At 67.7% G+C, this 24266-nt stretch carries 27 protein-coding genes; 14 read left to right on the top strand and 13 right to left on the bottom strand.

Annotation, left to right across the window (positions count from 1 at the left end; all coding sequences use genetic code 11):
• Positions 1-19 precede the first annotated feature (19 nt).
• On the top strand, positions 20-298 hold the full coding sequence (locus ODR01_RS12935) for a hypothetical protein (RefSeq protein ID WP_316978087.1): 279 nt from the start codon (positions 20-22) through the stop codon (positions 296-298).
• 18 nt (positions 299-316) lie between these two features.
• On the opposite strand, the gene ODR01_RS12930 is transcribed toward ODR01_RS12935, so the two are convergent.
• The 4 genes from ODR01_RS12930 to ODR01_RS12915 form a co-directional block, all read right to left on the bottom strand.
• Entirely contained in the window at positions 317-625 is a 309-nt protein-coding gene (locus tag ODR01_RS12930; RefSeq protein ID WP_316978086.1) for a HigA family addiction module antitoxin, read from the bottom strand.
• Between the two features lie 8 nt (positions 626-633).
• A complete protein-coding gene (locus ODR01_RS12925; RefSeq protein WP_316978085.1) occupies positions 634-930 on the bottom strand; it encodes a type II toxin-antitoxin system RelE/ParE family toxin in 297 nt (98 codons plus the stop codon).
• 104 nt (positions 931-1034) lie between these two features.
• Positions 1035-1589, bottom strand: coding sequence for a gamma-glutamylcyclotransferase (locus tag ODR01_RS12920; RefSeq protein WP_316978084.1), 555 nt, complete (start codon positions 1587-1589; stop codon positions 1035-1037).
• A gap of 2 nt (positions 1590-1591) precedes the next feature.
• Positions 1592-2152: a gamma-glutamylcyclotransferase gene (locus ODR01_RS12915; RefSeq protein ID WP_316978083.1), complete on the bottom strand. Its 561-nt coding sequence runs from the start codon at positions 2150-2152 to the stop codon at positions 1592-1594.
• Positions 2153-2309: 157 nt separating this feature from the next.
• Here ODR01_RS12915 and ODR01_RS12910 point away from each other — a divergent pair, with 157 nt between their 5' ends.
• Complete coding sequence (locus ODR01_RS12910) at positions 2310-3431, top strand: DUF2125 domain-containing protein (protein ID WP_316978082.1); 1122 nt, start codon at positions 2310-2312, stop codon at positions 3429-3431.
• A gap of 65 nt (positions 3432-3496) precedes the next feature.
• On the top strand, positions 3497-4120 hold the full coding sequence (locus tag ODR01_RS12905; RefSeq protein ID WP_316978081.1) for a YqgE/AlgH family protein: 624 nt from the start codon (positions 3497-3499) through the stop codon (positions 4118-4120).
• Positions 4121-4131: 11 nt separating this feature from the next.
• Here the strand turns inward: ODR01_RS12905 and ODR01_RS12900 are convergent, their stop codons facing one another.
• The 4 genes from ODR01_RS12900 to ODR01_RS12885 form a co-directional block, all read right to left on the bottom strand.
• The gene (locus ODR01_RS12900; protein ID WP_316978080.1) at positions 4132-6141 is read right to left on the bottom strand and encodes a methyl-accepting chemotaxis protein; all 2010 of its coding nucleotides are present in this window, start codon (positions 6139-6141) and stop codon (positions 4132-4134) included.
• 240 nt (positions 6142-6381) lie between these two features.
• Positions 6382-7311, bottom strand: coding sequence for a prephenate/arogenate dehydrogenase family protein (locus ODR01_RS12895; protein ID WP_316978079.1), 930 nt, complete (start codon positions 7309-7311; stop codon positions 6382-6384).
• Complete coding sequence (hisC, locus tag ODR01_RS12890) at positions 7308-8405, bottom strand: histidinol-phosphate transaminase (protein ID WP_316978078.1); 1098 nt, start codon at positions 8403-8405, stop codon at positions 7308-7310. Before hisC ends, ODR01_RS12895 begins: the two co-directional genes overlap by 4 nt.
• Positions 8402-9334, bottom strand: coding sequence for a chorismate mutase (locus ODR01_RS12885; RefSeq protein WP_316978077.1), 933 nt, complete (start codon positions 9332-9334; stop codon positions 8402-8404). The genes hisC and ODR01_RS12885 overlap by 4 nt, the downstream gene beginning before the upstream one ends.
• Positions 9335-9500: 166 nt before the next feature.
• On the opposite strand from ODR01_RS12885, the gene metX reads away from it, so the two are divergent.
• Positions 9501-10685 carry a homoserine O-acetyltransferase MetX gene (gene metX, locus ODR01_RS12880; protein ID WP_316978076.1) on the top strand — a complete coding sequence of 395 codons (1185 nt, stop codon included), beginning with the start codon at positions 9501-9503 and terminating at the stop codon, positions 10683-10685.
• Complete coding sequence (gene metW, locus ODR01_RS12875) at positions 10682-11305, top strand: methionine biosynthesis protein MetW (protein ID WP_316978075.1); 624 nt, start codon at positions 10682-10684, stop codon at positions 11303-11305. Before metX ends, metW begins: the two co-directional genes overlap by 4 nt.
• 15 nt (positions 11306-11320) lie before the next feature.
• On the opposite strand, the gene ODR01_RS12870 is transcribed toward metW, so the two are convergent.
• Positions 11321-12076: a class I SAM-dependent methyltransferase gene (locus ODR01_RS12870; RefSeq protein ID WP_316978074.1), complete on the bottom strand. Its 756-nt coding sequence runs from the start codon at positions 12074-12076 to the stop codon at positions 11321-11323.
• 80 nt (positions 12077-12156) lie between these two features.
• Between ODR01_RS12870 and gloB the strand changes: the two genes are divergently transcribed.
• On the top strand, positions 12157-12927 hold the full coding sequence (gene gloB, locus ODR01_RS12865; protein WP_316978073.1) for a hydroxyacylglutathione hydrolase: 771 nt from the start codon (positions 12157-12159) through the stop codon (positions 12925-12927).
• Positions 12928-12936: 9 nt separating this feature from the next.
• Here the strand turns inward: gloB and ODR01_RS12860 are convergent, their stop codons facing one another.
• The gene (locus ODR01_RS12860) at positions 12937-13668 is read right to left on the bottom strand and encodes an FkbM family methyltransferase (RefSeq protein ID WP_316978072.1); all 732 of its coding nucleotides are present in this window, start codon (positions 13666-13668) and stop codon (positions 12937-12939) included.
• Between the two features lie 175 nt (positions 13669-13843).
• Between ODR01_RS12860 and ODR01_RS12855 the strand changes: the two genes are divergently transcribed.
• The gene (locus tag ODR01_RS12855) at positions 13844-14461 is read left to right on the top strand and encodes a glutathione S-transferase N-terminal domain-containing protein (protein ID WP_316978071.1); all 618 of its coding nucleotides are present in this window, start codon (positions 13844-13846) and stop codon (positions 14459-14461) included.
• On the opposite strand, the gene ODR01_RS12850 is transcribed toward ODR01_RS12855, so the two are convergent.
• Positions 14458-15225, bottom strand: coding sequence for a GntR family transcriptional regulator (locus ODR01_RS12850; protein ID WP_316978070.1), 768 nt, complete (start codon positions 15223-15225; stop codon positions 14458-14460). The two genes, ODR01_RS12855 and ODR01_RS12850, sit on opposite strands and share 4 nt — an antisense overlap.
• Positions 15226-15590: 365 nt before the next feature.
• Between ODR01_RS12850 and ODR01_RS12845 the strand changes: the two genes are divergently transcribed.
• The 6 genes from ODR01_RS12845 (at position 15591) to ODR01_RS12820 (ending at position 21472) form a co-directional block, all read left to right on the top strand.
• Positions 15591-16691 (top strand): M24 family metallopeptidase, encoded by a 1101-nt coding sequence (locus ODR01_RS12845; protein WP_316978069.1) that lies wholly within the window; start codon positions 15591-15593, stop codon positions 16689-16691.
• A 40-nt stretch (positions 16692-16731) separates the two neighbouring features.
• Positions 16732-17691: a Bug family tripartite tricarboxylate transporter substrate binding protein gene (locus tag ODR01_RS12840; protein ID WP_316978068.1), complete on the top strand. Its 960-nt coding sequence runs from the start codon at positions 16732-16734 to the stop codon at positions 17689-17691.
• A gap of 69 nt (positions 17692-17760) precedes the next feature.
• On the top strand, positions 17761-18225 hold the full coding sequence (locus tag ODR01_RS12835) for a tripartite tricarboxylate transporter TctB family protein (RefSeq protein ID WP_316978067.1): 465 nt from the start codon (positions 17761-17763) through the stop codon (positions 18223-18225).
• A gap of 8 nt (positions 18226-18233) precedes the next feature.
• Positions 18234-19721 carry a tripartite tricarboxylate transporter permease gene (locus ODR01_RS12830; RefSeq protein ID WP_316978066.1) on the top strand — a complete coding sequence of 496 codons (1488 nt, stop codon included), beginning with the start codon at positions 18234-18236 and terminating at the stop codon, positions 19719-19721.
• Positions 19722-19759: 38 nt separating this feature from the next.
• Positions 19760-20806, top strand: coding sequence for a Gfo/Idh/MocA family protein (locus ODR01_RS12825; protein WP_316978065.1), 1047 nt, complete (start codon positions 19760-19762; stop codon positions 20804-20806).
• 258 nt (positions 20807-21064) lie between these two features.
• Positions 21065-21472 (top strand): helix-turn-helix domain-containing protein, encoded by a 408-nt coding sequence (locus ODR01_RS12820; protein WP_316978064.1) that lies wholly within the window; start codon positions 21065-21067, stop codon positions 21470-21472.
• 18 nt (positions 21473-21490) lie between these two features.
• On the opposite strand, the gene ODR01_RS12815 is transcribed toward ODR01_RS12820, so the two are convergent.
• Positions 21491-22294 carry a formylglycine-generating enzyme family protein gene (locus tag ODR01_RS12815; RefSeq protein ID WP_316978063.1) on the bottom strand — a complete coding sequence of 268 codons (804 nt, stop codon included), beginning with the start codon at positions 22292-22294 and terminating at the stop codon, positions 21491-21493.
• 224 nt (positions 22295-22518) lie between these two features.
• Between ODR01_RS12815 and ODR01_RS12810 the strand changes: the two genes are divergently transcribed.
• Positions 22519-23376 (top strand): hypothetical protein, encoded by an 858-nt coding sequence (locus tag ODR01_RS12810; RefSeq protein WP_316978062.1) that lies wholly within the window; start codon positions 22519-22521, stop codon positions 23374-23376.
• Positions 23377-23496: 120 nt separating this feature from the next.
• On the opposite strand, the gene ODR01_RS12805 is transcribed toward ODR01_RS12810, so the two are convergent.
• Positions 23497-24183 carry a Crp/Fnr family transcriptional regulator gene (locus tag ODR01_RS12805; protein WP_316978061.1) on the bottom strand — a complete coding sequence of 229 codons (687 nt, stop codon included), beginning with the start codon at positions 24181-24183 and terminating at the stop codon, positions 23497-23499.
• Positions 24184-24266 lie beyond the last annotated feature (83 nt).

The following is a 24266-nucleotide window of genomic DNA, read 5'->3' as shown; positions in this document are numbered from 1 at the left end:
ACCAACGAGGGATAGCGACATGCCCGCCGACACCAACGCTCTGGTCCTGGATCTTGTCGAATGGCTGGCAGCCCAGCCGCGCCCGTATGCCGAGGTGATGGAGGCCTGGCGCACCTCCTGCCCCCGCCTTCCCATCTGGGAAGACGCCGTCGATCAGGGTTTGGTGAGTTGCGAGCGCGAGGCCGGCTCCGGCGCCGTCGTCAAGGCAACGCCCCGCGGGCTTTCCCTGCTTAGACGGGAGGGACGGCTGCCGTCGCGTTGGCGCGCATCAACAGCCGGTGCAACGGCTCTGTCCTGATGCCCGGCGCATCCCGTGTCAGGCGGCGCTCGGCAGGGGTTTGGCGCGTTCGATCCGCGCCCGCTCGCGCGGAGAGTGCATCGCCTCCCACAGATCGCTGCGCCGCTGCACGTTGAGCCAGAAGTCGGGGCTGTTGCCGAACACGCGCGCGAGGATGAGGGCGGTCGGCGCAGTCACCGTCCGGCGGTCGTTGCACAGCTCGTTGACGTGCTTGCGCGGGACACCCATGACCTCGGCCAACGCGGCCTGGGTCAGGCCCATGGGCCGCAGGAACTCCTCCACCAGGATCTCGCCGACCGTGGCCGGCTTGCGCTTGGTCGTCAGCATGCTTCACCTCATGTGTAGCCATGGTCGTCGAGGTAGAGGTCCGACGCCTCGCCCCGGCCGCCGTCCCATCGGAAGATCAGCCGCCATTGCCTGTTGACGCGGATCGAATGGAACCTGTCGAGCCGCCCGCACAACTTCTCGAAATGGTTACTGGGCGGCACCCGCAAGTCCCGATCGGTCGTCGCGTCGTCGATCATTTGGAGCTTGCGGAACAATCGGCTTTCGAGGTCGGAGGGAATGTTGCGTGAGCGGATGTCCTCCACGAAGAAAACACGCAACCATTCATCCCGGAACCCGATGATCATTCCGCCGCTCCCCCTGGAGTTAATGTACCACTCCATGGGTCATATGACAATGGTTCCCGAAGACTTCGCCATCTCCCGCTGGGGGAAAATGCCGGCGCGCCCGGTCACCCCGCCGGCCTGTCCGCCTTCTTCAGCAGCCGGTGTAGCGGCCCTGTCCTGATGCCCAGCGCTTCCAGCTGCGCCACCGTCTGCGCCAGGTAGTCGAGCGCCGTGCCGTGCATGCCGGTGCCCTGCAGGACCAGTTCGACCATGCGCGTCTCGGGCAGCCGGCCGGTGTACTGCACGTGGTCACGCCGGGCGACGAACACATAGGCCGCCACCCGCCGGCCGTCGTCGAGCGTGACCGACCGAAAGACGGGCGCGTAGACGTGGGTCACCATCTCGCGTTCGTGCAGCGTGGCCCGCACCGCTTCCCAATCCGCCGCCACCACCCGGTAGGCCCGCCCCATGCAGGAGCCGCCGCGATCCAGCCCCAGCACTAGGCCGGGCTTCTCCTCGGTGCCGCGGCCGCGGATGGAATAGATGCAGAGTGCCCGGTGATAGCCGTGAAGGCGGGCCAGCCTGGCCTCGGCAAAGGCGAAGTCCGGCTTCCACATCAGCGAGCCATAGGCGAACACCCAGACGTCGCCCGCGGCCAGCGGAAGGATTTCCCCGGCCATGCTCAGATGCCGCCCCCGCGCTCGATCTCGCCGGTCATCCGCTTGACCTCGGTCAGCAGGGCGTGCAGGCGCTTGTCGATGAAGCCCAGGCTTTCCAGTCGCTTGACCGTGTTGATCAGGTAGTCGCGATTGAGCCCCGAGGCGCCCTCGCCCCGCGTGATGAGGGCGGCGGCTTCCGCCACCGGCAGCTTGCCGGCGTACTGCGGATGGTCGCGGCGCACGACGAAGGCGTAGACGGCGATGCGCCCGCCCTCGGTCTCGGCCGGCAGCGTGCGCGGCTCGTAGGTGTTGTTCACCATCTCGCGCTCGGCCAGATAGCGCATCACCGCCTCGACCTCGGCGGCGGCGACGCGGAAGGCCAGCCCCCGGCAGCAGCCGCCGCGATCCAGCCCCAGCACCAGGCCGGGCTTTTCGGGCGTCCCCCGGTGGCGATGCGAGTAGACGCAGAATTCGCGATGATAGCCGCGAAGGAGTGCGCTTCGGGCCTCGACATACTCGAACCCCGGCCGCCACATCAGTGAACCGTAAGCGAAAACCCAGACGTCGTCCTCCGTCGCGCTCACGGCGTCATAGCCGTTCCCCGCGGCGAAAACCGGCCCCATCGGCCCTGGTCGGCGTTCTGTTCGGCATGGCGAGAATCGAGGCTAATCCCTCGCTCCCCGCCACGCAACGGTCTATAACGGAGCCCCCCGCCAACCGCCCGCAACCGGACCTCACCCCATGCGCCAGCCGACCCCGCCCCGTCCCGGAAAGGACGCCGACCGGCACCCCGCTCTCGGCTACCGAGAGCCGCGCCGCCTGAGGGCCGTCACGTGGGCGCTCGGCGCCGTCGTCGCCGCCATCGTCGCGGGCGCGCTCTATGTCGGCGGGTGGTACTACGCGGCCGGGCTGGCCCGGGATTCGTTGCTGAACTGGGCCGAGGCCCAACGCCGGGAAGGCGCCGTGGTCGCCTTCGAGCGCCTGGACATCGGCGGCTTTCCGTTCCACCTGCGGCTTGCCCTCGACAAGCCGGCCTATTCGGCGCCCACCGCCGACGCGCCGTGGGGATGGGAAGCCGGGCAGGTAGTGGCCGAGATGCGGCCATGGAATTTGCGGCAGTTCACCCTCCGGGCACCCGGCCGCCACGCCCTCATGTGGACGGCGGATGGCGCCCGCCGGAAGGCCGAGGGCCTCGTCCATGGCCTCAGCGCCCGGGTTCGCCTCGAGGGCGGCCAGCCGGTGGCCGGCCATGTCGAGGTGGAGGGAGCCGATTTCGCCGGCGACGGACCGCTCGACCGCCTGACGCTGGGCAGCGGCACCCTCGATCTGGTGCTCTCGCCGGTCGCCCTCGCCACCGCCCGCACGCCCGTCGCCGACATCCGCCTGGCGGCGCACGACCTTGGCGTGCCGTCCGTGTGGGGACTGCCGCTCGGCGCCGACGTCGCCGTCCTCGAACTGGCCGCCGCCGTGCTGGGCGGCGTTCCCCCCGGACCGCTGGTCGACGCCCTGGCCGGCTGGCGGGACGACGGCGGCACCGTCGAGGTGCGCCGTCTCGGGCTGGATTACGGCCCCCTGACGCTGGCCGCCGACGGCACGCTGGCGCTCGACGCCGACCTGCAGCCCATCGGCGCCTTCACGACACGCATCGAAGGGTTCTTCGAGACGGTGGACGCCCTGCGCGACAAGGGCATCATCCGCGCGCAGGACGCCGTCACCGCCAAGATGGTGCTGGGGATTCTCTCCAAACGCAATGACGCCGGCCGGGTCAGTCTCACCGTTCCGCTCACCGTGCAGGACCGCCGCCTCTATGTCGGGCCGGTGCCGCTGGCCGCCATCCCGTCCGTCCGCTGGCAGGGCCGCTAGCCGGCCGGAAGACCGCGCCCCCGGCCATCTCGGAGGCGGCGGCGAGACCTGCTATAATGGCCGCCATGGCTGTCCTCAGGTCCATTCTCGCGCTGCTGGCGGCGGCGGGAATTTTGCTGGCGCCGCCAAGCGGCCTTTTCGGGACGACGCCGCGCGCCGGCGCCCTGCCCTATGTCGTGGGTCAGCTCCTGGTCGCGGCGCCGACCATGCCCGACCCGCGCTTCGCGCGCACCGTCATCTACATGGTCGACCACACGGCTGAGGGCGCCTTCGGCCTCGTCGTCAACCGGCCGCTCGGCGCCGGGCCGCTGGACAAGCTGATCAAGGGCTTCGGCATCGATCCCGGGCAAGCCACGGGCGAGGTCGTGCTGCACTATGGCGGGCCGGTCGATTCCGGAGGCCTGTTCGTGCTGCATTCCACCGACTGGAAAGGACCGGCCACCCCGGCGGCCTTGGGTCCGTTGGCCATGACCGCCGACACCGAAGTCTTCCGCGCCATCGCCGAGGGCGGCGGACCGAAGCGGCGCCTCGTGCTGGTCGGCTACGCCGGCTGGGGGCCGGGACAGCTGGAACGGGAAATGGCCCGCAAGGACTGGCTGACCGCGCCGGCCGATCCCGACCTGGTGTTCGACGACGACGTCGCCACCAAATGGGAGCGCGCCTCCGCCCTGGCCGGGATCACGCTGTAGGCGCCCGTCGGCTAGAGGGCCCTGACCTCGCCCAGAAACCCGTCGACGCAGCTTTTCAGGGCCTCGGCCTCGCGGGTCAGGCTGTCGGCCGCCTGCGCCACCTGGCCGGCGGTGGCCCCGGTTTGATCGACCGCCTGCCTGACGCCGCCGACCTCGGTGCCCATCTCGATCGTGCTGCTCGCCGCCTGCTCGACGTTCCTGGCGATCTCCTGCGTCGCGGCGCCCTGCTCCTCGACCGCCGTGGCCACCCCGGCGTTGACCTCGTTGATCTTCGCAATGGTGCGGGTGATCTCCTCAATGGCCGCCACCGCCTCCTGGGTGGCGGTCTGGATGCCGGCGATGTGGGCCCCGATCTCCTCGGTCGCCTTGGCCGTCTGGTTGGCCAGGTTCTTGACCTCCGAGGCGACGACGGCAAACCCCTTGCCGGAATCCCCGGCCCGGGCCGCCTCGATGGTGGCGTTGAGCGCCAACAGGTTGGTCTGCTCGGCGATGGCGGTGATGAGCGCCACCACTTCGCCGATCTTGTTGGCGGCGGCGGCAAGCCCCTGCACCCTGACGTTGGTGGCTTCCGCCTCTGTCACCGCCGCGGCGGCGATCTGGGACGCCCGGGTCACCTGCTGCCCGATCTCGGCAATCGAGCCCGACAGTTCCTCGGCGGCCGAGGCGACGGTTTGCACATTGACCGAGGTCTGCTCCACCGCTCCGGCGACGTCGCCGACCTGAACCGCCGTATCGCGGGCCGTGGCCGTCATGCTGGACGACGTATCGCCCATGGTGCGGGCGGCTCCTTCCAGCGCCTTCAGCACCCCCGCCACCCGGACGTCGAACGCCATCGTCAGCTCATGGAGCTTTTTCGAGCGGCGTTCCCGTTCGGCGGTCTCGGCGTGTTCCCGTTCGGCCATGCGGTCGGCCTGGATCAGGCTGTCCTTGAACACCTGGAGGGAACGCGCCATGTCGCCCACCTCGTCGCGGCGGACGGCGAACGGCACGTCCACCTCGCGGCCGCCGCCGGCCAACGCGCCCATCGCCCCGTTCAGGGTCAGAAGCGGCCGGCTGATCGACCGGGCCACCGCGTAGGCCAGCGCCAGCGCCAGCAGCACGACAAGGAACGAGGCCCCCAGGCTCAACCACAGCTTCCGCTCGAAGCCGGCGATGCGCTGGACCAGCAGGCGGTCCATCTCGGTGATCACCGCCTTCCACAGGACGTCCGTCTCCTTGACGACCGTCGCCTGCAATCGCCGCAGCGACGCGGCGTCCGGCCGCGCGCCCGCCGACGAATCGCCCTTCGCCAAGGTCGCCAGCGCCTGGCCAAAGGAATCGGCCGCACTCTTGAAGGAGGTGTAGACCGTGTCGAGGGCCGGGCGCATGCGGCCATCGACATTGCCCCGGTATCCCGCCTCCAGCGACGCCCCGACCCCGTCGACGACGCCCTGGTAGATGCCAAGCCGGGTCAGCAATTCGGCCGCCTGCGCCACCTCGACGGTGGACAGCGTGAGCAGCGTCTCGGCCGAATCCAGAACCTTCGATGAGGCATCGACCAGCTCGGGCAGTTTCAGCAGCGAGACATCCATGGCGTAATAGGAATCGAGATCGGGATCGAGGATCAGGTTGGAACTGTCGCCCACCCGCACGATGACGGCGCGCAGTGCCGTCATCAGGGCCTCGAACGCCGCCCCATCGGCGCCGGCCTTTCCCGCCGCCAGGGCGGTGGCATTCCCGCTCAGGGTGGCGAAGAGCTTGGCGGTGTCCATTTCATCGGACATCTCGCGTTCAAGCTGGATGACGCGGTCGAGCGCCGGCTTGATGCCCGAGGCCGGCTGGCCGCCGTACCAGCCGGCGACGAGATCGACCTCCAGGCTGGCCAGGCCGGCCAGATAGCGGCCGCCGGCCCGCTCCTTCGCGGCGAAATGGATGTCCTTCTGGCTCTGCACCACCAGCAGCCAAGCCAGAAAGGCCACCGGCAATAAAAAAACGGCCGAAAGCGCCATCAGCTTTCGGCTGACCTTAAGATGATCGAACATTATCGTTCCCCCCACCACGCCGTCGCATAGACGCGAGTCTCCGGGTCCGTACGCCTCCCTCGCACGACCAGGTGAAAGGAGAACGGCGGAAACGACAAAAAGTCCAGAGAATTTTAGATACTTCGAACGGATGGGTGAGGATTTCGGGGACACCATTATTTCGGGGACACCATATTTAATTCTATACTTGAATTAAATATGGTGTCCCCGAAATCCTCGAAATCCCGAGGCCTCGCCGGTTCAGGCGGCGTTGTTCTTCGGGCCCTTGGGCGGGATGTGCTGCTGGGCGTCGATGACGCCGCGGCGAATCTGGCGGGTGCGGGTGAAGACGTCGTGCAGCGTCTGGCCCTCGTCGCGGCGGATGGCGCGGCGGAGCGCGATCAGGTCCTCGCTGAAACGGCCCAGCATTTCGAGCACCGCCTCCTTGTTGGTGAGGAAGATGTCGCGCCACATGGTGGGGTCGGAGGCGGCGATGCGCGTGAAGTCGCGGAAGCCGCCGGCCGAGAACTTGATGACCTCGTCGCGCAGGTCGCCTTCGAGATCGGTCGCCGTGCCGACGATGGTATAGGCGATGAGGTGCGGCACGTGCGACGTGATGGCCAGCACCTTGTCGTGGCGCCCGGCTTCCATCATCTGGATCTTCATGCCGGCGCGCCGCCACAGTTCGACCACCCGCTCGACCGCCGCCGGATCGGTTCCGGCCGCCGGCGTGATGATGCACCAGCGGTTCTCGAAAAGCTCGGCGAAGCCGGCCTCGGGGCCGGAATGCTCGGTCCCCGCCACCGGATGGGCCGGCACCAAATGAACGCCCGCCGGCAGATGGGGGGCGACGGTGCGAATGACCGCTTCCTTGACCGAGCCGACGTCGGTGACGATGCATCCCGGCTTCAAGCTGGAGGCCATGTTCTGGGCGACGTCGGCGTAGGCGCCGAGCGGCGTGCCGATGACCACGAGGTCGGCATCCTTGACCGCCACCCCGGGATCGATGGTGGCGCTGTCGGCCAGCCCCAGCGCCATCGCCTTGTCCAGCGTGGCGCGGGTCCGGGCGCAGATCGCGATGTGGCCGGCCATGCCGTCGCGCCGGAGCACGCGCGCCAGCGACGAATTGATGAGCCCGATGCCGATCAGCGCGACGCGCGCGAACATCGGGGACGCGGCTTTTTCGGTCATGTTGCCTGCCTCGCGAATTCGCCGAGGGCGCCGATGAAGGCCCGCATCTCGTCCTCGCGCCCGATGGTCACGCGGAGCGCGTCGGGCAGGCCGTAGCCCGCCACCCGCCGGACGATGAGGCCGCGCGCCTTGAGGAAGGCATCGGCCGCCGGGACGTCGCGCCCCGGGCCGGCCGGGAAGCGCACCAGCATGAAGTTGCCGACGCTGGGCGGCGCCTCGAAACCGAGCGCGCGCACCTGTTCGATCGTCCACGGCAGCCATTCGTCGTTGTGCTTCTTGACCTTGGCGACGAACTCGGTGTCGGCGAACGCCGCCAGGCCGGCCGCCTGGGCCGCCGAGCCGACGTTGAAGGGGTTGCGCACCCGATTGAGCACGTCGGCGACGGCCGCCGGGCAGTATGCCCAGCCCAGGCGCAAGCCGCCCATCCCGTAGATCTTCGAGAAGGTGCGGGTCATCACCGTGTTGGCGACGCCATCGACCAGTTCCAGGCCCGAGGAGAAGTCGGGCAGGTCGATGTACTCCGAATAGGCGGCGTCGATGACCAGCAGGATGTTGTCGCTGAGGCCGGCCCGGAGGCGGGCCAGTTCGCTGCGCGGCAGGTAGGTGCCGGTCGGGTTGTTGGGATTGGCCAAAAAGACGATGCGGGTGCGCTTCGTCACCTTGGCCAGGATGGCGTCGACGTCGGCCGTCAATCCCTGGTCGGGGGCGGCGACGGGGGTGGCCGAGGCCGAGCGGGCGGCGATCGGATACATCAGGAAGCCGTGCTCGGAATAGAGCACCTCGTCGCCCTGCCCGGCGTAGGCGCGGCACAGCAGCCCGATCAGTTCGTCCGACCCGGCGCCGAAGACGATGCGCGAGGCGTCCAGGCCATGACGGGCCGCCACCGCCTCGCGCAGCGCGGTACAGCCGCCGTCGGGATAACGGTGCATCTCGCCGGCATGGGCGACGAAGGCCGCCACCGCCTTGGGGCTGGGCCCGAAGGCACCCTCGTTGGAGGCCAGTTTGATGATCCGGCTGACGCCCTGAATCTTGGATTCGCCCCCGACATAGGGGGTGATGTCCATGATCCCCGGCTGGGGAACGAGAAGGCTCATGTTCGACGTTTCCTGGGTTTGGGAGGGGTTGATTGGAAAGGCGTGGCCGCCGGCTCCTCCGGTACGACAGCCATATCCTCGGGCGTAAGGGGCGTGCCATAGCCGCCCAGCCGGGCGATGCGGATGACCCGCTCGCCGAGCGCGGCGTTGAAGCGCGCCAGGCTGCGGTCCTCGAGCGTGACGAAGCCGTCCAACTCGGCCAGGTAGAGGCACATTCCGAGGCCGTGCGATTCGCGCCAGGCAATGATCTGGAGAAGCGACAGGCCGGCCTCGCGCAGCGCCGCGGCAATCTTCGCCTGACCCACGTCCTCGGCCATCTCGACGGCGATGAGCGATCGCTCGCGGACGGTCGGCTCGCGGTCCACCGGGCTGATGACCAGGGCCTGGGCATCGGGGAAACGGGTATTGCCGGGACCGGCAAACGGCAGGCGGGCGATGATGCGCGGCCCCTCGGGCTCGTTCCCCACCAGATGCGGCCACCACGGATCGGGGTCGTCCTGGCGGGGCAGCGGCAGGATGCCGACGGTGGCGCCGCCCTCGCGCACCTTCTGGATGACCCGGCGGGCCGAGGGATGGGTCGTCATCGGGGTGAAGGTGCCGTACTGGTCGCGCGCCAGGTCCCAACAAGAACGCGCCCGGTCGGGCGCGTAGACGGCGGCGGTGAAGGGCCCCTCGAAGGAGAGGGTGGCGACAATCAACTCGCGCCAGATGCGCGCCAGTTCGCGCTTCGGGAAATTGCCGCGATGGGCCGCCATCAGCCGGTAGATAATCTCGTCTTCCCGCGACGGGCGGATCTTGATGCGGTCGTTGGCCTTGAGATCGCGCACGCGCTCGACGACCCTGGTCCGCCGCTGGATCAGGTCGTGAATGGCGTCGTCGATGCGGTCGATCTCGCGCCGCAACGCGTCGAGTGACTTGCCCGCGCTCATCCTGGCAATCCCGGCATCCGTCCTGGAAAAGGGGCGCCCCGCCCCGAAAGCCGGATAGTGATACCGGCATGTTCCTGCAAAATCAAAGAAAACGTTGATGTTCTCCGCCATGTATCCTAGCAATAGGCGCCGCCTTCGGCAGGAATTCGGACGATCGCCAGGAAGAATGGACAACCGCCATACCATACCCCTTGGCCGGTGGGACACCCGGACGCTGCCCGGTCATCGCGTGGCGCTCGGGCGCGAGCGGCCCTTGCGTCTCGACTGCGGCGTCGAGCTTTCCGACTTCACGATGGCCTACCAGACCTATGGCGCGCTCAATGCCGAGAAGAGCAACGCCATCCTGGTCTGCCACGCGCTGACCGGCGATCAGTTCGTGGCCGAGCCCCACCCGGTCACCGGCAAGCCCGGCTGGTGGAACCTGATGGTCGGCCCCGGCAAGCCGATCGACACCGAACGCTATTTCGTCATCTGCTCGAACATCCTGGGCGGCTGCATGGGCACCATCGGGCCCAAGGAAACCAACCCGGCGACCGGCAAGCCTTGGGGCCTCGGCCTGCCGGTCATCACCATCGGCGACATGGTGCGCGCCCAGGCGATGCTGATCGACCATCTGGGGATCGAGCAGCTGTTCGCCGTCGTCGGCGGCTCGCTGGGCGGCATGCAGGTGCTGGAATGGGCGGCGTCGTACCCCGAGCGGGTGTTCGCCGCGGCGCCCATCGCCACGGCGGTTCATCACTCGGCCCAGAACATCGCCTTCCACGAGGTCGGCCGCCAAGCCATCATGGCCGATCTCGACTGGTGCGCCGGCGATTACCTGAACCAGGGCAAATGGCCACACCGCGGGCTGGCCGTGGCGCGCATGGCCGCGCACGTCACCTATCTTTCGGAAAGCTCGCTGCAGGCCAAGTTCGGCCGCCGGTTGCAAAACCGCGAGCACATCACCTACGGCTTCGACGCCGACTTCCAGGTGGAAAGCTACCTGCGCCACCAGGGCAGCACCTTCGTCGAGCGCTTCGACGCCAATTCCTATCTCTACATCACGCGGGCCATGGACTATTTCGACATCGAGCAGACGCACGGCGGAAACCTGGCCGACGCCTTCCGCGGCACCAAGGTGCGCTTCTGCGTCATCTCGTTCACCAGCGACTGGCTGTACCCGACGGCCGAGAGCAAGCGGCTGGTCAACGCCTTGAACGCGGCGGCCGCCAACGTCAGTTTCGCCGAGATCACCAGCGACGGCGGCCACGACGCCTTCCTGCTCGACGTGCCCGAGTTCCACCGGGTGTTCAACGGCTTCCTGGAGGGCGCCGCCCAGCACCGCGGCCTGCCCCGGAGGGCCGTGCCATGATGTCGGAAAGCCAGCGCAAGTCGATCCGCGTCGACCTGCAGATCATCGCCGACATGGTCGACGCCGGCTCGCGGGTGCTGGACGTCGGCTGCGGCGACGGCACGCTGCTCGACTACCTGGTCAACTTCAAGCAGGTCGACGGGCGCGGCATCGAACTCAGTTCCGAGGGCGTGAACGCCTGTGTTTCCGCCGGCCTGTCGGTCATCCAGGGCGACGCCGACACCGACCTTTCCACCTATCCCGACGCCGCCTTCGACTACGTCATCCTGAGCCAGACCCTGCAGGCGATGATGGCGCCGCGCACGGTGGTCGAGAACCTGGTCAGGATCGGCCGGCACGCCATCGTGTCGTTCCCCAACTTCGGCCACTGGCGGGTGCGCGGCTACCTGGGACTGCACGGGCGCATGCCGAAAAACAAGACCCTGCCCTACGAGTGGTACGAGACGCCCAACATCCACCTTTGCACCATCAAGGACTTCATCGAGATGTGCGCCCGCCTGGGCATCGCCATCGAGCGCAGCCTGTCGCTGAACGCCCACGGACGGCTTCGGCGCATCAATTCGGGACCGCTGACCGCCAACCTGTTCGGCGTGCAGGCGGTTTTCATGCTGCGGCGCTGAAAAGCGGAGTTCCGGTCAGACCCGCGGTCCCTGCGGCAGGGCCAGGTAGGCGCGCCGGCGGCGCTGGGCCACCGGATGGCCGGCATAGATCTGCTTGGTCGCCTCGATCATCACCACGCCGGCGAAGGGGGCGATGCCGCGCTGGCCCAACCCCTCCCAGGCGCGGGCCGAGGCCAGCACCATGCGCGAGCGGCTGGGCGGCGCGAACAGCGCGGCATGGGCCTTGACCGGGGTGAACATGGTTTCGCGCAACAGGCGCGACAACTGCCCCGAGGAGTAGGGCTGGCCGTAGCCGAAGGGCGTGCGATCCAGCCTGGCCCAGATGCCCCGCCGGTTGGGGGCGACCACCAGCAGCCGGCCGCTGCCCGACAGCACCCGCCAGATCTCGCGCATCATCGGCTGCACCTGCTCGGTCGTTTCGAGGGCGTGGATCAGGAGCACGCGGTCGATGGAAAGATCCGGAAAGGGCAGGTCGGCCTCGTCGGCCAACGTCGTCAGGCAGGGGCCGTCGGCCGGCCAGTGCAGCACCCCCTGCGAGGCCGGCATGGCGGCCAGCACGCGCGCCGCGCCGCCGCCGCCGCTGCGGAAGAAATTGAGATACGGCGTGGCGTAGCCCAGGCCGAGGACGGACTGCCCCTTGGCCTCCGGCCAGATGGCGCGGATCTGGTGGCGGATCATGCGCGCCGCCATCTGCCCCAGGCTGCTGGCGTAAAAGTCGCGGATATCGACGATGTCGAGGCTCATGGCGGCGCAGTCTACCACAACGTGCATGTGCGCGTCGGTAGCGAAGGGGCCGGCTTGATGATAGCATTCCCGGCGTCGCCCTCCCCGGCAGAAAGGGACCTCCCCGCATGGCCGATCTCGACATTCACCTGCTTCCGGTTCTTTCCGACAACTACACCTATCTCATCCGCGATGCCGAAAGCGGGGCCTGTGCCGTCGTCGATCCGGCGGTGGCCGGGCCGGTGCTGGCGGCGCTCGGCCGTCTTGGCTGGCACCTCGGCCACGTCCTCTGTACCCACCATCACGCCGACCACATCGGCGGCGTCGCCGAGATCAAGCGGGCGACCGGCTGCACGGTCATCGGCGCCGCGGCCGACGCCCATCGCATCCCCGGCATCGACGTCAGGGTGAAGGAGGGCGACGCGGTGACGCTGGGCACTCACACCGGCCGCGTAATCGAGACGCCCGGCCACACCTCGGGCCACGTCGCCTACTGGTTCGAGCAGGCCGGCGCCCTCTTCTGCGGGGATACCCTGTTTTCCCTGGGCTGCGGCCGCCTGTTCGAGGGAACGCCGGCCCAGATGTGGGCGAGCCTCCTGAAGCTGAGGGCGTTGCCCGACGACACCCGCGTCTATTGCGGCCACGAATACACCAACGACAATGTCGCCTTCGCGCTCGACCTCGATCCGCAAAACGCGGCGATCGAGCGGCGCGGCGCGGAAGCGCAGGCCTTGGGCGAGGCCGGCCGGCCGACGCTGCCCGCCCGTCTGGGCGACGAGAAGGCCGCCAATCCCTTCCTTCGCGCCGACGTCGCCGCCCTCAAGGAAGCCGTCGGCCTGGCCGGACGCGACGCCGTCGCGGTTTTCGCCGAGATCCGCCGGCGCAAGGACGAGTTCTAGAAGGGTCTGCTACACCGGCAGGAAGATGAAGTTGAAGACGTGGCCGTCGCCGGCCTTGGCGTGGCTGCGGTAATGCTCGAAAGACATCAGCGCGCCGCGGCAGAGCACCAAGCATCGATAGCCGTAGGCACAGATCTCGGCGATCATGTCGGGCAGCGGCCTTTTGGCATGCCACTCCTCGATCTCGACCAGCAGATTGGGCCGGTCGCGCCGCAGTGTCTCCTGGGCGCCCGCCAATACCTGGCACTCGAACCCTTCGACATCGATCTTCATGAAGCCGACATTGGCGATGCCCAGATCGTCGAGCCTCGCGACCTCGACCGACACGACGCCGCACGTCTCTCCTTCCATCCTGACCTGGCTCAGCGAGCCGCCCTGGTTGGAATAGCCGTGCCGCGATCTGGGAACGAGAAGATCCGCCGTACCCGACGCATCGCCAAGGGCAATGGCGTGCAGGGCGACGCGGTCCCTGGCCCAGCTTTCGAGGACGCGGAACATCTTGGGGTTGGGCTCGAAGCCGTGAACGGCGGCGCTGTGACCGAGCAGCGCGTAGGCATAGACGCCCTTGTTGGCGCCGATGTCGAGGGAAATCCTCTCCTTGCTGGCCAGGAAGGGCACCAGGCGGATTTCCGGCTCGCCTTTCCGGAGCTCCTTTTGGTAGAGGTAGCGGATATAGAGTCCGGCCGGAACGACCAGCCGCTTCAGTTTCTCTTCGATGGACTCCGGCGGCAACCAGGGCATCCGGCCCTTCCTTCCCTGATTATGATTTTGTCTGCACAGTAGTCGTCGGGGACGGCAGCGACAACGACAAACGGCCCGACGGCGGACGGCCGGCGTGCCCCTTTTCAGTCCGCGATTGCCGGTATAGGCTCCGTGCGGTTTTGCCGCTTCCTCCGCCCACCAAGGAGACAGACCCGTGAAGCTCCGCTATTCCCCCACCTCCCCCTACGTGCGCAAGGTCGTGGTGCTGGCCCACGAAGCCGGCCTCGCCGGCCGCATCGAGACCGTTCCGACGTCGCCCTCCGACGACGAGGCGTCGCTGGCCCGCGACAATCCGCTGGGCAAGGTGCCGGCGCTGACCGCCGACGACGGCGCCGTGCTCTACGATTCGCCGGTGATCTGCGAGTACCTGGATTCCCTGCACGGCGGCCAGCGCGCCTTCCCCGCCGCCGGCCCCGCCCGCTGGACGGCGCTGCGCCGCCAGGCGCTGGCCGATGGCATTCTGGATGCCACCATCCTGCGCCGTTACGAAGAGATGCAGCCGGCGGCGACGCAACACGGGGACTGGATCGAGCGCCAGAAGCGCAAGGCCGAGCGCGGCCTCGACGCCCTGGAGGCGGAAGCCGCCGCAGGGGCGCTGGCCGACCCCGCCGGGACTCTTTCCATCGGCGACATCGCCATCGCCTGCGCCTTGGGATACCTTGACCTCCGCTATGCCGGCGACGCTTGGCGGAACCGCCATCCGGCACTCGCCGCCTGGTACGCCAAGGTGGAGAAGCGCCCGTCGATGACGGCAACGGCGCCCAAGGTCTAGGAAGCGGCGTTCCAAGCCGGGCGGGCGGCCAGCGTCGCACGGTCGCGCCCGCCCCGGCCGCCGTTGCGGGGCTCGGCGGCGAACAGCACCTGGCGTTCCCACAGCAGGCGGTCGAGTTTCTCGAAGACCAGGCGCAGGTGGCCGCGCATGGCCCGCCTGGCGCCGCGGCCGTCGTGATGGATGACGCGGTCGATGATTTCCTCGTGCTGGCCGATGACGAAGTGGATGTGCGGCGAATCCTCGCCGGCGATGTAGCGGATGCGGTCGAGGTGCAGCTTGGCCCCCTGCACCGTGCGGGCCACCCCCTTGTGGCCGCTGATCTCGATCAGGCGGGCATGCAGGGCATCGTCGGCGGCGATGAAGCCCTCGTGGTCGCCGGCCGCCAGATGGCGCTTCTGCTCGGCCAGGATGCGCGCCAGATCGTCGCCCTCCTCGGGCGTCACCTTGCGGGCCGCCGCGAAAACGGTCGCGCACTCCAGGGCTTCGCGGATCAGTTGGCTGTCGTGGACGGCGGCGACGTCGAGGGGGGCCACATAGGTGCCCGACTGCGGCACGATGTTGACCAGGCCATCCTCGGCCAGCCGGATCAGGGCTTCGCGCACCGGCGTGCGGCTCACCCCCAGTTCCTCGGCCAGACGCTTTTCCGACAGCGCGGCGCCGGGCAGGAAGTGGGCCTTGACGATGTGCTCGCGCAGCACCGCATAGACCTGGGAGCCGGGGGCCATACGGCGGTCGATCAGGGCGGAAAGATTTGGAGACTTCATGATAACTACCATATCAGTTATCCCGGCAGCTTGTCCAATGGTAGAACTCGCATCTCTATAAAATCATTTAATATCAATGTATTATTATAAATATTCTTATCGGCATCGCGTGGCCCATTGATGGATTTTTCATAAACTGATATGGTAATTGAGGTCGCGCGGAAGGAGCGAACCGGCCATGGAAAGGCCGGCCTCCGGAAAGAACCCGCGGGATCGGGAAGCCGAATCACGTTCAAGAAAGCCAGGGAGGCTTGCGTGCCGGGCCATTCGGGAATCGAACAGAAGTCCCATCGCCGGGGGCGGCTCATCGCCGCTGATCGCCCCGGCACGCCGGCACGGACGCCCCCTCCCCAGAGGAGCGCACCATGTTCGTCAAGGAAGAGATCGACGCCAAGAAGCGCAAGGTCCGCCAACTCCTCGAGGATTTAGGCCTCGACGGCATCCTGATCAAGCGCCAATCCAACTTCGCCTGGCTGACCGGCGGCGCCAGGAACCTGGTCGGCATCGCCACCGAGATCGGCGTGTCCTCGGCTCTGATCGGCCGCGAGGCCGAGTACATCCTCGCCAACAACATCGAGGCGCCGCGCCTCATCGAGGAAGAAGAGATCGAGGCCCAAGGCTATGAGGTGCGCTCCTTCCCCTGGCACGCCGATGGCGAGTCCGCACTGGCCCGCGAACTGGCCGGCCCGCGCCTGGGCGCCGACGTGCCGATGGCCGGTGCCGTCGACGTCGCGAAAAACCTGGCGCCGCTGCGCCATGCGATGACGCCGTGGGAGGTCGAGCGTTACAAGGACGTGGGGATCGAGACGGCGCGCGCCATCGAGGAAACCACCGCCGAAATCCGACCCGGCGACAAGGAATGCACGGTCGTCGGCCGGCTGGCCGCCCGTCTGTGGGACCGGGGGCTCGACTACATCACCACCTTCTGCGCCGCCGACGACCGCATCGCCCGCTTTCGCCATCCGCTCGCCACCGACCGCCGGGTCGAGAAGCGGGCCATGCTGTGCGTCAACGCCCGCAAGGGGGGACTGATCGTCTCGCTGACGCGCTTCGTGCAGTTCGGGCCCCTGCCGGCCGACCTGCGCCGCCGCTATGACGCCACCGTCAGGGTCGACTGCACGCTGATGGCCCATACCGTGCCGGGACGGCCGGCGGCCGAAGCCTTCCGCAAGGGGATCGAGGCTTACGCCGAAGCTGGCTTCCCCGAGGAATTCGAGCTTCATCACCAGGGCGGCGCCATCGGCTACGAGGGCCGCGACTACAAGGTCACCTTCGAGTCCCCCCACATCGTCCAGGAGAACCAGGCCTTCACCTGGAACCCGTCGATCACCGGCGCCAAGAGCGAGGACACCATGCTGGCCACCGCCGGTGGCCCGGTCATCCTGTCGCCGCCCGTCACCTTCCCGGTCCTGGGGATGGAAGTCGCCGGCATCCGGTTCTGCCGGCCCGACATTCTTGAGCTTTGACAACGACAAGAACCAAGCCAACGGCAAGGAGGAAATCACGATGTTAAGGAAACTGCTGTGCACGGCGCTCGTCGCGGCCCTTCCCGGGATCGCCACGGCTGCCGGCTATCCCGATCGGGAGATCGAAATCATGGTGCCGTGGGGGGCGGGCGGCGCGACCGACGTGGTCTACCGCACCTTCGCCACGGTGCTGCCGAAATACCTCAACAACGTCCAGACGATCATCGTCAACCGGCCGGGCGGCGGCGCCGTGCCGGGCTACGCCGAGGCCATGCAGAAGAAAGCCGACGGCCATTACTTCGTGGCCTGGGCGACGCCCTCGATCACCAAGGTCCACATGAGCAAGACGCCCTATGACGCCACCACCTTCGAGCCGGTGATCAACCTGGTCGAGGCGCCCTGCTGGTTCCTGGTGCCCAAGGCCTCGCCCTACAAGAGCCTGGGCGATCTGCTGGCCGACGCCAAGAAGCGGCCCGGAAAGGTCAACCTCGGCAACGCCGGGGCCGGCGGCGGCACCCACATGATCGCGCTGGCTTTCGAGAAAGCGGCCGGCGTTACCTTCAACCACGTACCGCATGCCGGCGGCGGCCCCCTGATCACCGCCGCGGTGGGCGCCCATGTCGACATGGCCATCGCCGGCCCGCCCGAGGGCGTGCCGCAGATCGAATCGGGCGACCTCAGGGCACTCGCCGTATTCTCCAAGAAGCGCCTGGAACTCTTCCCCAACGTGCCGACCGCCATCGAGCAGGGCGTAAAATTCGACCTTGGCCAGTGGCGCGGCCTCGCCGCCCCCAAGGGCACCGATCCCGCCAAGATCAAGGTCATCCACGACGCCTTCAAGAAGGCCATGGAGGACCCCGAATTCCTCAAGAGGGCCAAGCAGGCCGGCATCCTGCTCGACTACAAGGGAAGCGCAGAGTTCGCCAAGTTCATCAAGGAGCAGGACAAGCTCTACGAGGACATCGTCAAGACCAACAAGCTGGGCGACCGTTACAAGTAAGCCCAGCCCGTCGGAGGCGGCGGTCGGACCGCCGCCTCCCGCCTTTCCCTTCTGCCGGGAATTTCCGCCATGAGAGCAGACGTCGCCATCGGAATCCTTCTTCTCTTCCTGTCGTCGGCGATGTTCGCGCTGACCTTCACCTTCCCGGACCAGACCGTCGCGCTTTCACCTACCTTCTTCCCGCGCCTCGTCACGCTCTGCATGGCGGGCCTGGCCTGCGTGCTGGTGGTCAAGGCGTTGCGGCGGCCGCGGCCGATGAAGGCCGCCTCCACCTTCTCGGCGGCAACCTGGATACGCCAGGGGCACGTTCAGCGCATCGCGGCCATGGTCGCCCTCGGCTTCGTCTACACCCAGGTGCTGGACAGCCTGGGCTTCCTCATCGCCACCGGCCTGTTCCTGGCCGGAACGGTGCTGCTTTTCATGGAGCGGCGCTGGACCGTCGTGCTGGCGGTCGCCATTCTCGGCAGTTCGGCGCTTTATGGCGTCTTCCGGATGATCTTCAAGGTGCCGCTGCCGCGGTTCGACCTGTTCTGAGGCATGCGATGGAATTTCTGCAACCGGTCCTGAGCGGATTCGCCTTCGTGCTCCACCCGGCGCATTTCCCGTTTCTTTTCATCGGGGTGGCCGGGGGAATCGCTGTCGGCGCCCTGCCGGGACTCACCGGATCGGTCGGCATCATCCTGTTGCTGCCCTTCCTTTTCTACGTCGATTCCAGCACCGCGCTGGTCATGATGTGCGGCATGTTCTGCGGCTCGATCTACGGCGGTTCGATATCGGCCATCCTGATCAGCACACCCGGGACGCCATCCGCCGCCGCCACCGTGCTCGACGGCTATCCGATGGCGCAGAAAGGCGAAGCCGGCAAGGCCATCGGGGTAGCCACCATCGCCTCGGCGGCGGGCGGCATCATTTCGACCTTCTGCCTGATGTTCATCGCCCCGCAATTGGCCGGCTTCGCACTCGAGTTCGGGCCCGAGGAATACTTCGCGCTGATGGTCTTTGGGCTGACCATCATCGCCAGCGTATCGGGCAAGTCGCTGACCAAGGGCCTGATCGCCGGCGTCTTCGGGCTGATGATTGGGGTGGTCGGCATCGATCCCATCGTCGGCTACGCCCGCTATTCCTTCGACATCCCGAGCCTGATGACCGGCTTTCCGCTGTTGCCGGTGCTGATCGGCCTGTTCGCCATATCGCAGGTGTTCGTGCAGTTGGAAAAGGTGCACAAGGCGGGCGGCGAGACCGCGCCCGTCCTCGGCAACCTGCTGCCGACGGCCAGGGAAATGCTCGGTCTGGTGAAAGTGATCATCCCGTCGTCGCTGATCGGGACCCTCATCGGCGTCATCCCCGGAACGGGCGGCGCCATCGCCTCGTTCCTCGCCTACAACGAGGCGAAACGGTTTTCCAAACACCCCGAGAGGTTCGGCACCGGCTGCATCGAGGGGGTGGCCGCCCCCGAGGCCGCCAACAACGGCACCACCGGCGGCGCCATGGTGCCGTTGCTCACGCTGGGCATCCCCGGCGACGTGGTGACGGCGGTGATGCTGGGCGCCCTGATGCTGATCGGCGTCAGGCCCGGACCGCTGCTGTTCACCGAGACTCCCGAGATCATCAACGCCGTTTACGCCGGGCTTCTGATGGCCAACGTTCTGATCCTGCTGCTCGGTTTCGTCAGCGTGCGTCTGTTCCCGATGATCCTCAAGGTGCCCGCGGCCACCCTCTTTCCGCTGGTCATGGCGCTCTGCTTCATCGGCTCGTTCTCGCTGTCCAACAGCTCCTACGACATGACTATCGCGCTGATCTTCGGAATCATCGGATATTTCATGCAGAAGCACGGCTTTCCCGCCGCGCCGGTGGTACTGGGCGTCATCCTGGGGCCGATCGCCGAGGACGTATTGGGCCGCGCCCTGATCACCGCGTACGGCGACTGGACGACCCTGCTGCGCTCGCCCATCGCCATCTTCTTTTACGTGATCTCGGTGACCTCCGTGGCCTATTCTATGCGCCGCGCGCCGGGCAGCCCGACCGACTGACTGCGGCCGACCAAAAACCATCGGGAAAAGGAAACGTCATGACCATCGGATTCGGGATCGTCGGCACCGGCACCATCGGGGCGTTCCACGCCAGGGCCATCCAGTCCGTCGAGGGCGCCCGCCTGGTCGGCGCCTGCGACACCAATCCGCAGAGCCTGGCCGCCTTTTGCAAAACCTTTCCGGTCAAGGGATACGCCGACGTCAAGGCGCTGGCCGATAACCCCGACATTTCCATCGTCGCCATCGGAACGCCGTCGGCACTGCACGTCGAGCCGGCGCTGGCCGCCATCGCGGCCGGCAAGCACGTGATCATCGAAAAGCCGCTGGATGTCACGCTGGAGCGTTGCGACCGCATCATCGAGGCGGCCGAGAAGGCCGGCGTCATCGCCGCCTGCGTCTTCCAGAACCGCTTCATCGCCGGCGCCCAAGTCCTGAAGCAGGCCATCGACGCCGGCCGCTTCGGCCGCCTGACCCTGGGCGACGCCTATGTGAAGTGGTGGCGCACCCAGGACTATTACGACGGCCGCTCGAAGCGCGGCACGCTGGCGCTGGACGGCGGCGGCGCGCTGATGACCCAGGCCATTCACGCCGTCGATCTGTTGCAGTGGTTCATGGGCCCGGTCGTCGAGGTGTCGGCCTTCGCCGACACCCTGGGCCACGACCGGCTTTCCTTCGAGGATGTCTCGGTGGCGACGCTGCGCTTTGCCAACGGGGCGCTCGGCGTGATCGAGGCGGCCACCGCCGTCTACCCGGGATTTTTCAAGAAACTCGAAATTTCCGGGACCCGGGGATCGGCGGTGCTCGAGGAGGAGAGTCTCACCACCTGGGCCTTCGCCGAGGAAACTCCGGCCGACCAGCGGCTGCGCGCCGAATATGCCCACAAGGGCGACAGCGGCGGCGGCGCCGCCGACCCCACCGCCATCGATTTCCGGCTGCACGCCGCCCAATTCAAGAACCTGATGGACGCCGTCGACGGCAAGACGGAACTGCTGGTCGGCGCCCGCGAGGGCCGCAAGGCGGTGGCCATCATCCTCGCCATCTATGAAAGCGCCCGCAGCGGCCGGACGGTCCGGATCTCCGGCTGAACCGGGGCGCCCGGGCGGCGTCAACAACCACGACGCGCAAGCCTGACCTAAAATAGTGCGCTACTGTTCATACCGAAAGTGCTATAGTCGACCTTCGACCGGGTAGGCCAGAAAACGGCAGAGCGTCCCGCGTTGGACGAGTTCTGGCTTTGCACTTCAACTCTGCATACGCGACAAACCCGGCGGCGGGAGAGGATCGCGGCCAGAGCGCGGACGGCGTCGGAGCGATCCTGAATTCACGTTCAGGAGGGAACGCCAGTGCTTCGGAAACCACAGGAAGCCCACGAACTCAAGGAGGCCGGCGCGGTTACCAGCCGCGCCACCGATACCGATCGTCACGTCGGCGCCCGCATCCGCGAACGTCGGATCATGTTGGGGCTGAGCCAACAGCAGATGGCCGACATGATCGGAGTCACCTACCAGCAGGCCCACAAGTACGAGCGCGGCATCAACCGCATTTCGGCCGGACGGCTGTACGAAATCTCGCAAGTTTTGCGGGTACCCGTCGAATATTTCTTCGAAACCCTGAGCAACCCCGACGACCGGGGGCCGCTCGACGAGCGCCAGCGCATGTGCCTGGAGCTGGCCCGCAACTTCTCCCAGATCCCCAACCAGCGCCACCAGGAGGCGTTGAGCCAGTTGGCCCGCGCGCTGGCCAGCAAGTGACGCCGGCCCGGCCGGGGGTCAGGGCAATTCGCGCACGACGCGCAGGCCGATGCCGTAGCTGAAGGCGCCGGCCGGGAACTTCGAGCGATAGGCCGCCCGCGCGTTGGTGTCGACGTAATACCAGGAACCGCTGCGGGTCACCCGTTCCTGGCAGGTTTCGTTCAGGCGCGCCGAACCGTCCCTGGGTGCCCCCTCGTGGGTGGGGTGCCAGCAATCCTGAACCCATTCCCAGACGTTGCCGTGTACGTCGAAAAGACCGAGCGGGTTGGGCGCGAAGCTGCCGACCGGGACGGTCCGGTGGCTGATGTCGGGCCCGCAGTTCCGGCAGTTGGCCCGGCCCTGCCCGGCATCGTCGCCCCACCAGTATTCGGTGGCGGTGCCGGCCCGGGCCGCGTACTCCCACTCGGCCTCCGTGGGCAGGCGATAGGAGGCGCCCGTTTTGCGGCTCAGCCATTCGGCGTAACCCGCCGCCTCCGGCCAGCTGACGTTGACGACCGGGCGACGGCCCCGCCCCCATTTGTGATCGTCCGGATTCCGGGCGCAGCCACCCTCGGCCACGCAGGCCTGCCATTCGTCGAAGGTCACCTCGTAGCGGCCGACCGCGAACGGCCGCGCGATGGTCACCAGATGGGCCGGCCGTTCGGCCGGAAAGCGCTCGGCATGGGTGCCCATGACGAAACGGCCGGCCGGCACCACCACCAGCTCGGGACAGGTCTGGCAATCGCGGAACACGTCTCCCGGCTGGCGGTCGGCGGCCGGGGCGGCGCCGGCCAGCCCGGCGAGCAGTCCGAGCCCCGCCAACGCCCCGCCGAAAACGCCCATAAGATCCTTCCCGTGCCGGACCACCGTCTTCCTCCGCTGGCGCAAAGGGCTGCCCCCGGAACTTTTTCTGTGGGCTGCCGTTTATAGCGCAACAACGGAGGATTCGCATGCACAGCATCATCTATCTGGTGGGCTTGGTCGTCATTGTCCTGGCCATCCTCTCGTTTCTCGGCCTGCGCTAGGCCACCAACGGGCCGTTGGGGCAATCACGAAGGAGCGATGCGATGGCGATGAGACAAGGGCAAGTCGCGGCGGGCGCCGCCGCACCGGCGGTCACCGGCGAAATCAGGTCCTACATCGATTGGGCGGCGGTCATCGCCGGCACCGTCCTGTCCTCGGCGATCTCGCTGGTGCTTCTGACGTTCGGCGCCGCCATCGGCCTTTCGATGGTCTCTCCGTTCGAAGGCGAGGGGGCCTCGGGCCCGGTGTTCGCCGTCGCGCTGGGGCTGTGGGTCCTGTGGGTCGTCGTTTCCAGCTTCATGGCCGGCGGCTATCTGGCCGGCCGGATGCGCCGGCGCGCCTGGGACGCCACCCCGCATGAGGTCGAGGTGCGCGACGGCGCGCACGGACTGAGCGTGTGGGCGCTCGGTATTCTCGTCGCCGGACTGATGGCGGCCGCGGGCGTTTCCGGTGTCGTGCGCGGCGGTGCCGAGGTCGGCGGCGGGCTGGCCTCCGCCGGCGCCGGCAAGGAAAGTCCCGAGGCTTTCGACTATGCCGTCGATTCGCTGTTCCGGTCGGCCGATCAACGGGTCGATCCGGCGGCGGCGCGGGGCGAGGTGGCGCGCATCCTGGCCCGAAGCGCCGTCCGGGGCGGGATTGCCGCCGCGGACAGGACCTATATCGCCCGTCTCGTCGCCGCCCGCACGGGCGTGGAACCGCTCGAAGCGGAGCGGCGCATCGACCAGGTGATGGCGGACGCGAAAAAGGCCGCCGACACCGCGCGCAGGACCGGCATCTGGACCGCCTTCCTGGCCGCCGCGGTCCTGCTTACGGGCGCGGCCGCGGCGTGGTGGGCCGCCAGCGCCGGAGGACGGCACCGCGACGAGGGAACCGATTTCAGCCGGTTCACGCGGTGGCGCTGAGACTGTCTGGGCTCAAGGAGGACGGAATGTACGGCGTGCTTCTTTGGCTGATGGGCGTTCCGCTGACCGTCATCATCCTGCTGTATCTGGTCTTTTGAGCCGCCCCTTGGCGCCGGGCGCTCACTCCTCGCTCTCGGAGAAATCCTGAAGCAGCGGGATGTCGGCGATGCGCACGGTATCGCCCTGGGTGGTGACGCCGAAATCCCTGAGCTTGGCCAGGGCCCGCGACAGGCTTTCCGGCTTCATGCCGAGGCGGGCGGCGACCAGCGACTTGTCGTAGGGCAGGCGGAGTGCGACCTCGCCCGCCGTCTTGTCGGTAAGGCCGAGAAGGAACCCCGCCAGCCGTTGCGGGGTCGAGAACGCCTGCACCTTCTCGATATGCTGGATCAGGTGGTGAAGCCGCTTGGAGAGCGCCGCCAGCATGGTCAGCGCCAACTCGCTGTCCTGGCGCAGGCGGGCCAGGAAGGCCTGGGCGGGAATCTCGACGAGGCGGGCGTCGTCGGCGACCTCGGCGCTGGCCGGATAGGCCATGCCCAAAAAGATCGCCGCCTCGGCGATGGTTTCGCCACCACGCATGATCTCGATGACGGTCTGCTCGCCGCTTGGGGTGTCGAGGAAGATCTTCACCCAGCCGTCGAGCAGCAGGTAGAACCGCTCGGCCGGGTCGCCCCTCAGGAAAAGGATCTGGCCGCGCCGATAGGAGGCGACGCGGGCGTCCTTCAGCAGCTCGTCGAGCAGGGCCTCCGAAACCGCCGCGAACAGCGGCGCCCGCCGGATGATTTTCTTATCCTGCGGGGAGATCACCATCGTTCCTCAGATGGCGAAGCGCTGCTCGATGTCGGCCAGCGTTCGGTCGACGGTGGTCACCGGCTGATAGGGCGGGCGGTTGC

It is taken from the genome of Shumkonia mesophila (assembly GCF_026163695.1).
GTDB classification, from domain to species: Bacteria; Pseudomonadota; Alphaproteobacteria; order Rhodospirillales; family Shumkoniaceae; genus Shumkonia; species Shumkonia mesophila.
This window is presented reverse-complemented; position numbering and strand designations above follow the sequence as displayed.

Excerpts from the sequence above, each read along its gene's own strand:
- ODR01_RS12935 (WP_316978087.1), top strand. The coding sequence starts at position 20 with ATGCCCGCCGACACCAACGCTCTGGTCCTGGATCTTGTCGAATGGCTG.
- ODR01_RS12930 (WP_316978086.1), bottom strand. The coding sequence starts at position 625 with ATGCTGACGACCAAGCGCAAGCCGGCCACGGTCGGCGAGATCCTGGTG.
- ODR01_RS12925 (WP_316978085.1), bottom strand. The coding sequence starts at position 930 with ATGATCATCGGGTTCCGGGATGAATGGTTGCGTGTTTTCTTCGTGGAG.
- ODR01_RS12920 (WP_316978084.1), bottom strand. The coding sequence starts at position 1,589 with ATGGCCGGGGAAATCCTTCCGCTGGCCGCGGGCGACGTCTGGGTGTTC.
- ODR01_RS12910 (WP_316978082.1), top strand. The coding sequence starts at position 2,310 with ATGCGCCAGCCGACCCCGCCCCGTCCCGGAAAGGACGCCGACCGGCAC.
- ODR01_RS12905 (WP_316978081.1), top strand. The coding sequence starts at position 3,497 with ATGGCTGTCCTCAGGTCCATTCTCGCGCTGCTGGCGGCGGCGGGAATT.
- ODR01_RS12900 (WP_316978080.1), bottom strand. The coding sequence starts at position 6,141 with ATGTTCGATCATCTTAAGGTCAGCCGAAAGCTGATGGCGCTTTCGGCC.
- ODR01_RS12895 (WP_316978079.1), bottom strand. The coding sequence starts at position 7,311 with ATGACCGAAAAAGCCGCGTCCCCGATGTTCGCGCGCGTCGCGCTGATC.
- hisC (WP_316978078.1), bottom strand. The coding sequence starts at position 8,405 with ATGAGCCTTCTCGTTCCCCAGCCGGGGATCATGGACATCACCCCCTAT.
- ODR01_RS12885 (WP_316978077.1), bottom strand. The coding sequence starts at position 9,334 with ATGAGCGCGGGCAAGTCACTCGACGCGTTGCGGCGCGAGATCGACCGC.
- metX (WP_316978076.1), top strand. The coding sequence starts at position 9,501 with ATGGACAACCGCCATACCATACCCCTTGGCCGGTGGGACACCCGGACG.
- metW (WP_316978075.1), top strand. The coding sequence starts at position 10,682 with ATGATGTCGGAAAGCCAGCGCAAGTCGATCCGCGTCGACCTGCAGATC.
- ODR01_RS12870 (WP_316978074.1), bottom strand. The coding sequence starts at position 12,076 with ATGCACGTTGTGGTAGACTGCGCCGCCATGAGCCTCGACATCGTCGAT.
- gloB (WP_316978073.1), top strand. The coding sequence starts at position 12,157 with ATGGCCGATCTCGACATTCACCTGCTTCCGGTTCTTTCCGACAACTAC.
- ODR01_RS12860 (WP_316978072.1), bottom strand. The coding sequence starts at position 13,668 with ATGCCCTGGTTGCCGCCGGAGTCCATCGAAGAGAAACTGAAGCGGCTG.
- ODR01_RS12850 (WP_316978070.1), bottom strand. The coding sequence starts at position 15,225 with ATGAAGTCTCCAAATCTTTCCGCCCTGATCGACCGCCGTATGGCCCCC.
- ODR01_RS12845 (WP_316978069.1), top strand. The coding sequence starts at position 15,591 with ATGTTCGTCAAGGAAGAGATCGACGCCAAGAAGCGCAAGGTCCGCCAA.
- ODR01_RS12840 (WP_316978068.1), top strand. The coding sequence starts at position 16,732 with ATGTTAAGGAAACTGCTGTGCACGGCGCTCGTCGCGGCCCTTCCCGGG.
- ODR01_RS12835 (WP_316978067.1), top strand. The coding sequence starts at position 17,761 with ATGAGAGCAGACGTCGCCATCGGAATCCTTCTTCTCTTCCTGTCGTCG.
- ODR01_RS12830 (WP_316978066.1), top strand. The coding sequence starts at position 18,234 with ATGGAATTTCTGCAACCGGTCCTGAGCGGATTCGCCTTCGTGCTCCAC.
- ODR01_RS12825 (WP_316978065.1), top strand. The coding sequence starts at position 19,760 with ATGACCATCGGATTCGGGATCGTCGGCACCGGCACCATCGGGGCGTTC.
- ODR01_RS12815 (WP_316978063.1), bottom strand. The coding sequence starts at position 22,294 with ATGGGCGTTTTCGGCGGGGCGTTGGCGGGGCTCGGACTGCTCGCCGGG.
- ODR01_RS12810 (WP_316978062.1), top strand. The coding sequence starts at position 22,519 with ATGGCGATGAGACAAGGGCAAGTCGCGGCGGGCGCCGCCGCACCGGCG.
- ODR01_RS12805 (WP_316978061.1), bottom strand. The coding sequence starts at position 24,183 with ATGGTGATCTCCCCGCAGGATAAGAAAATCATCCGGCGGGCGCCGCTG.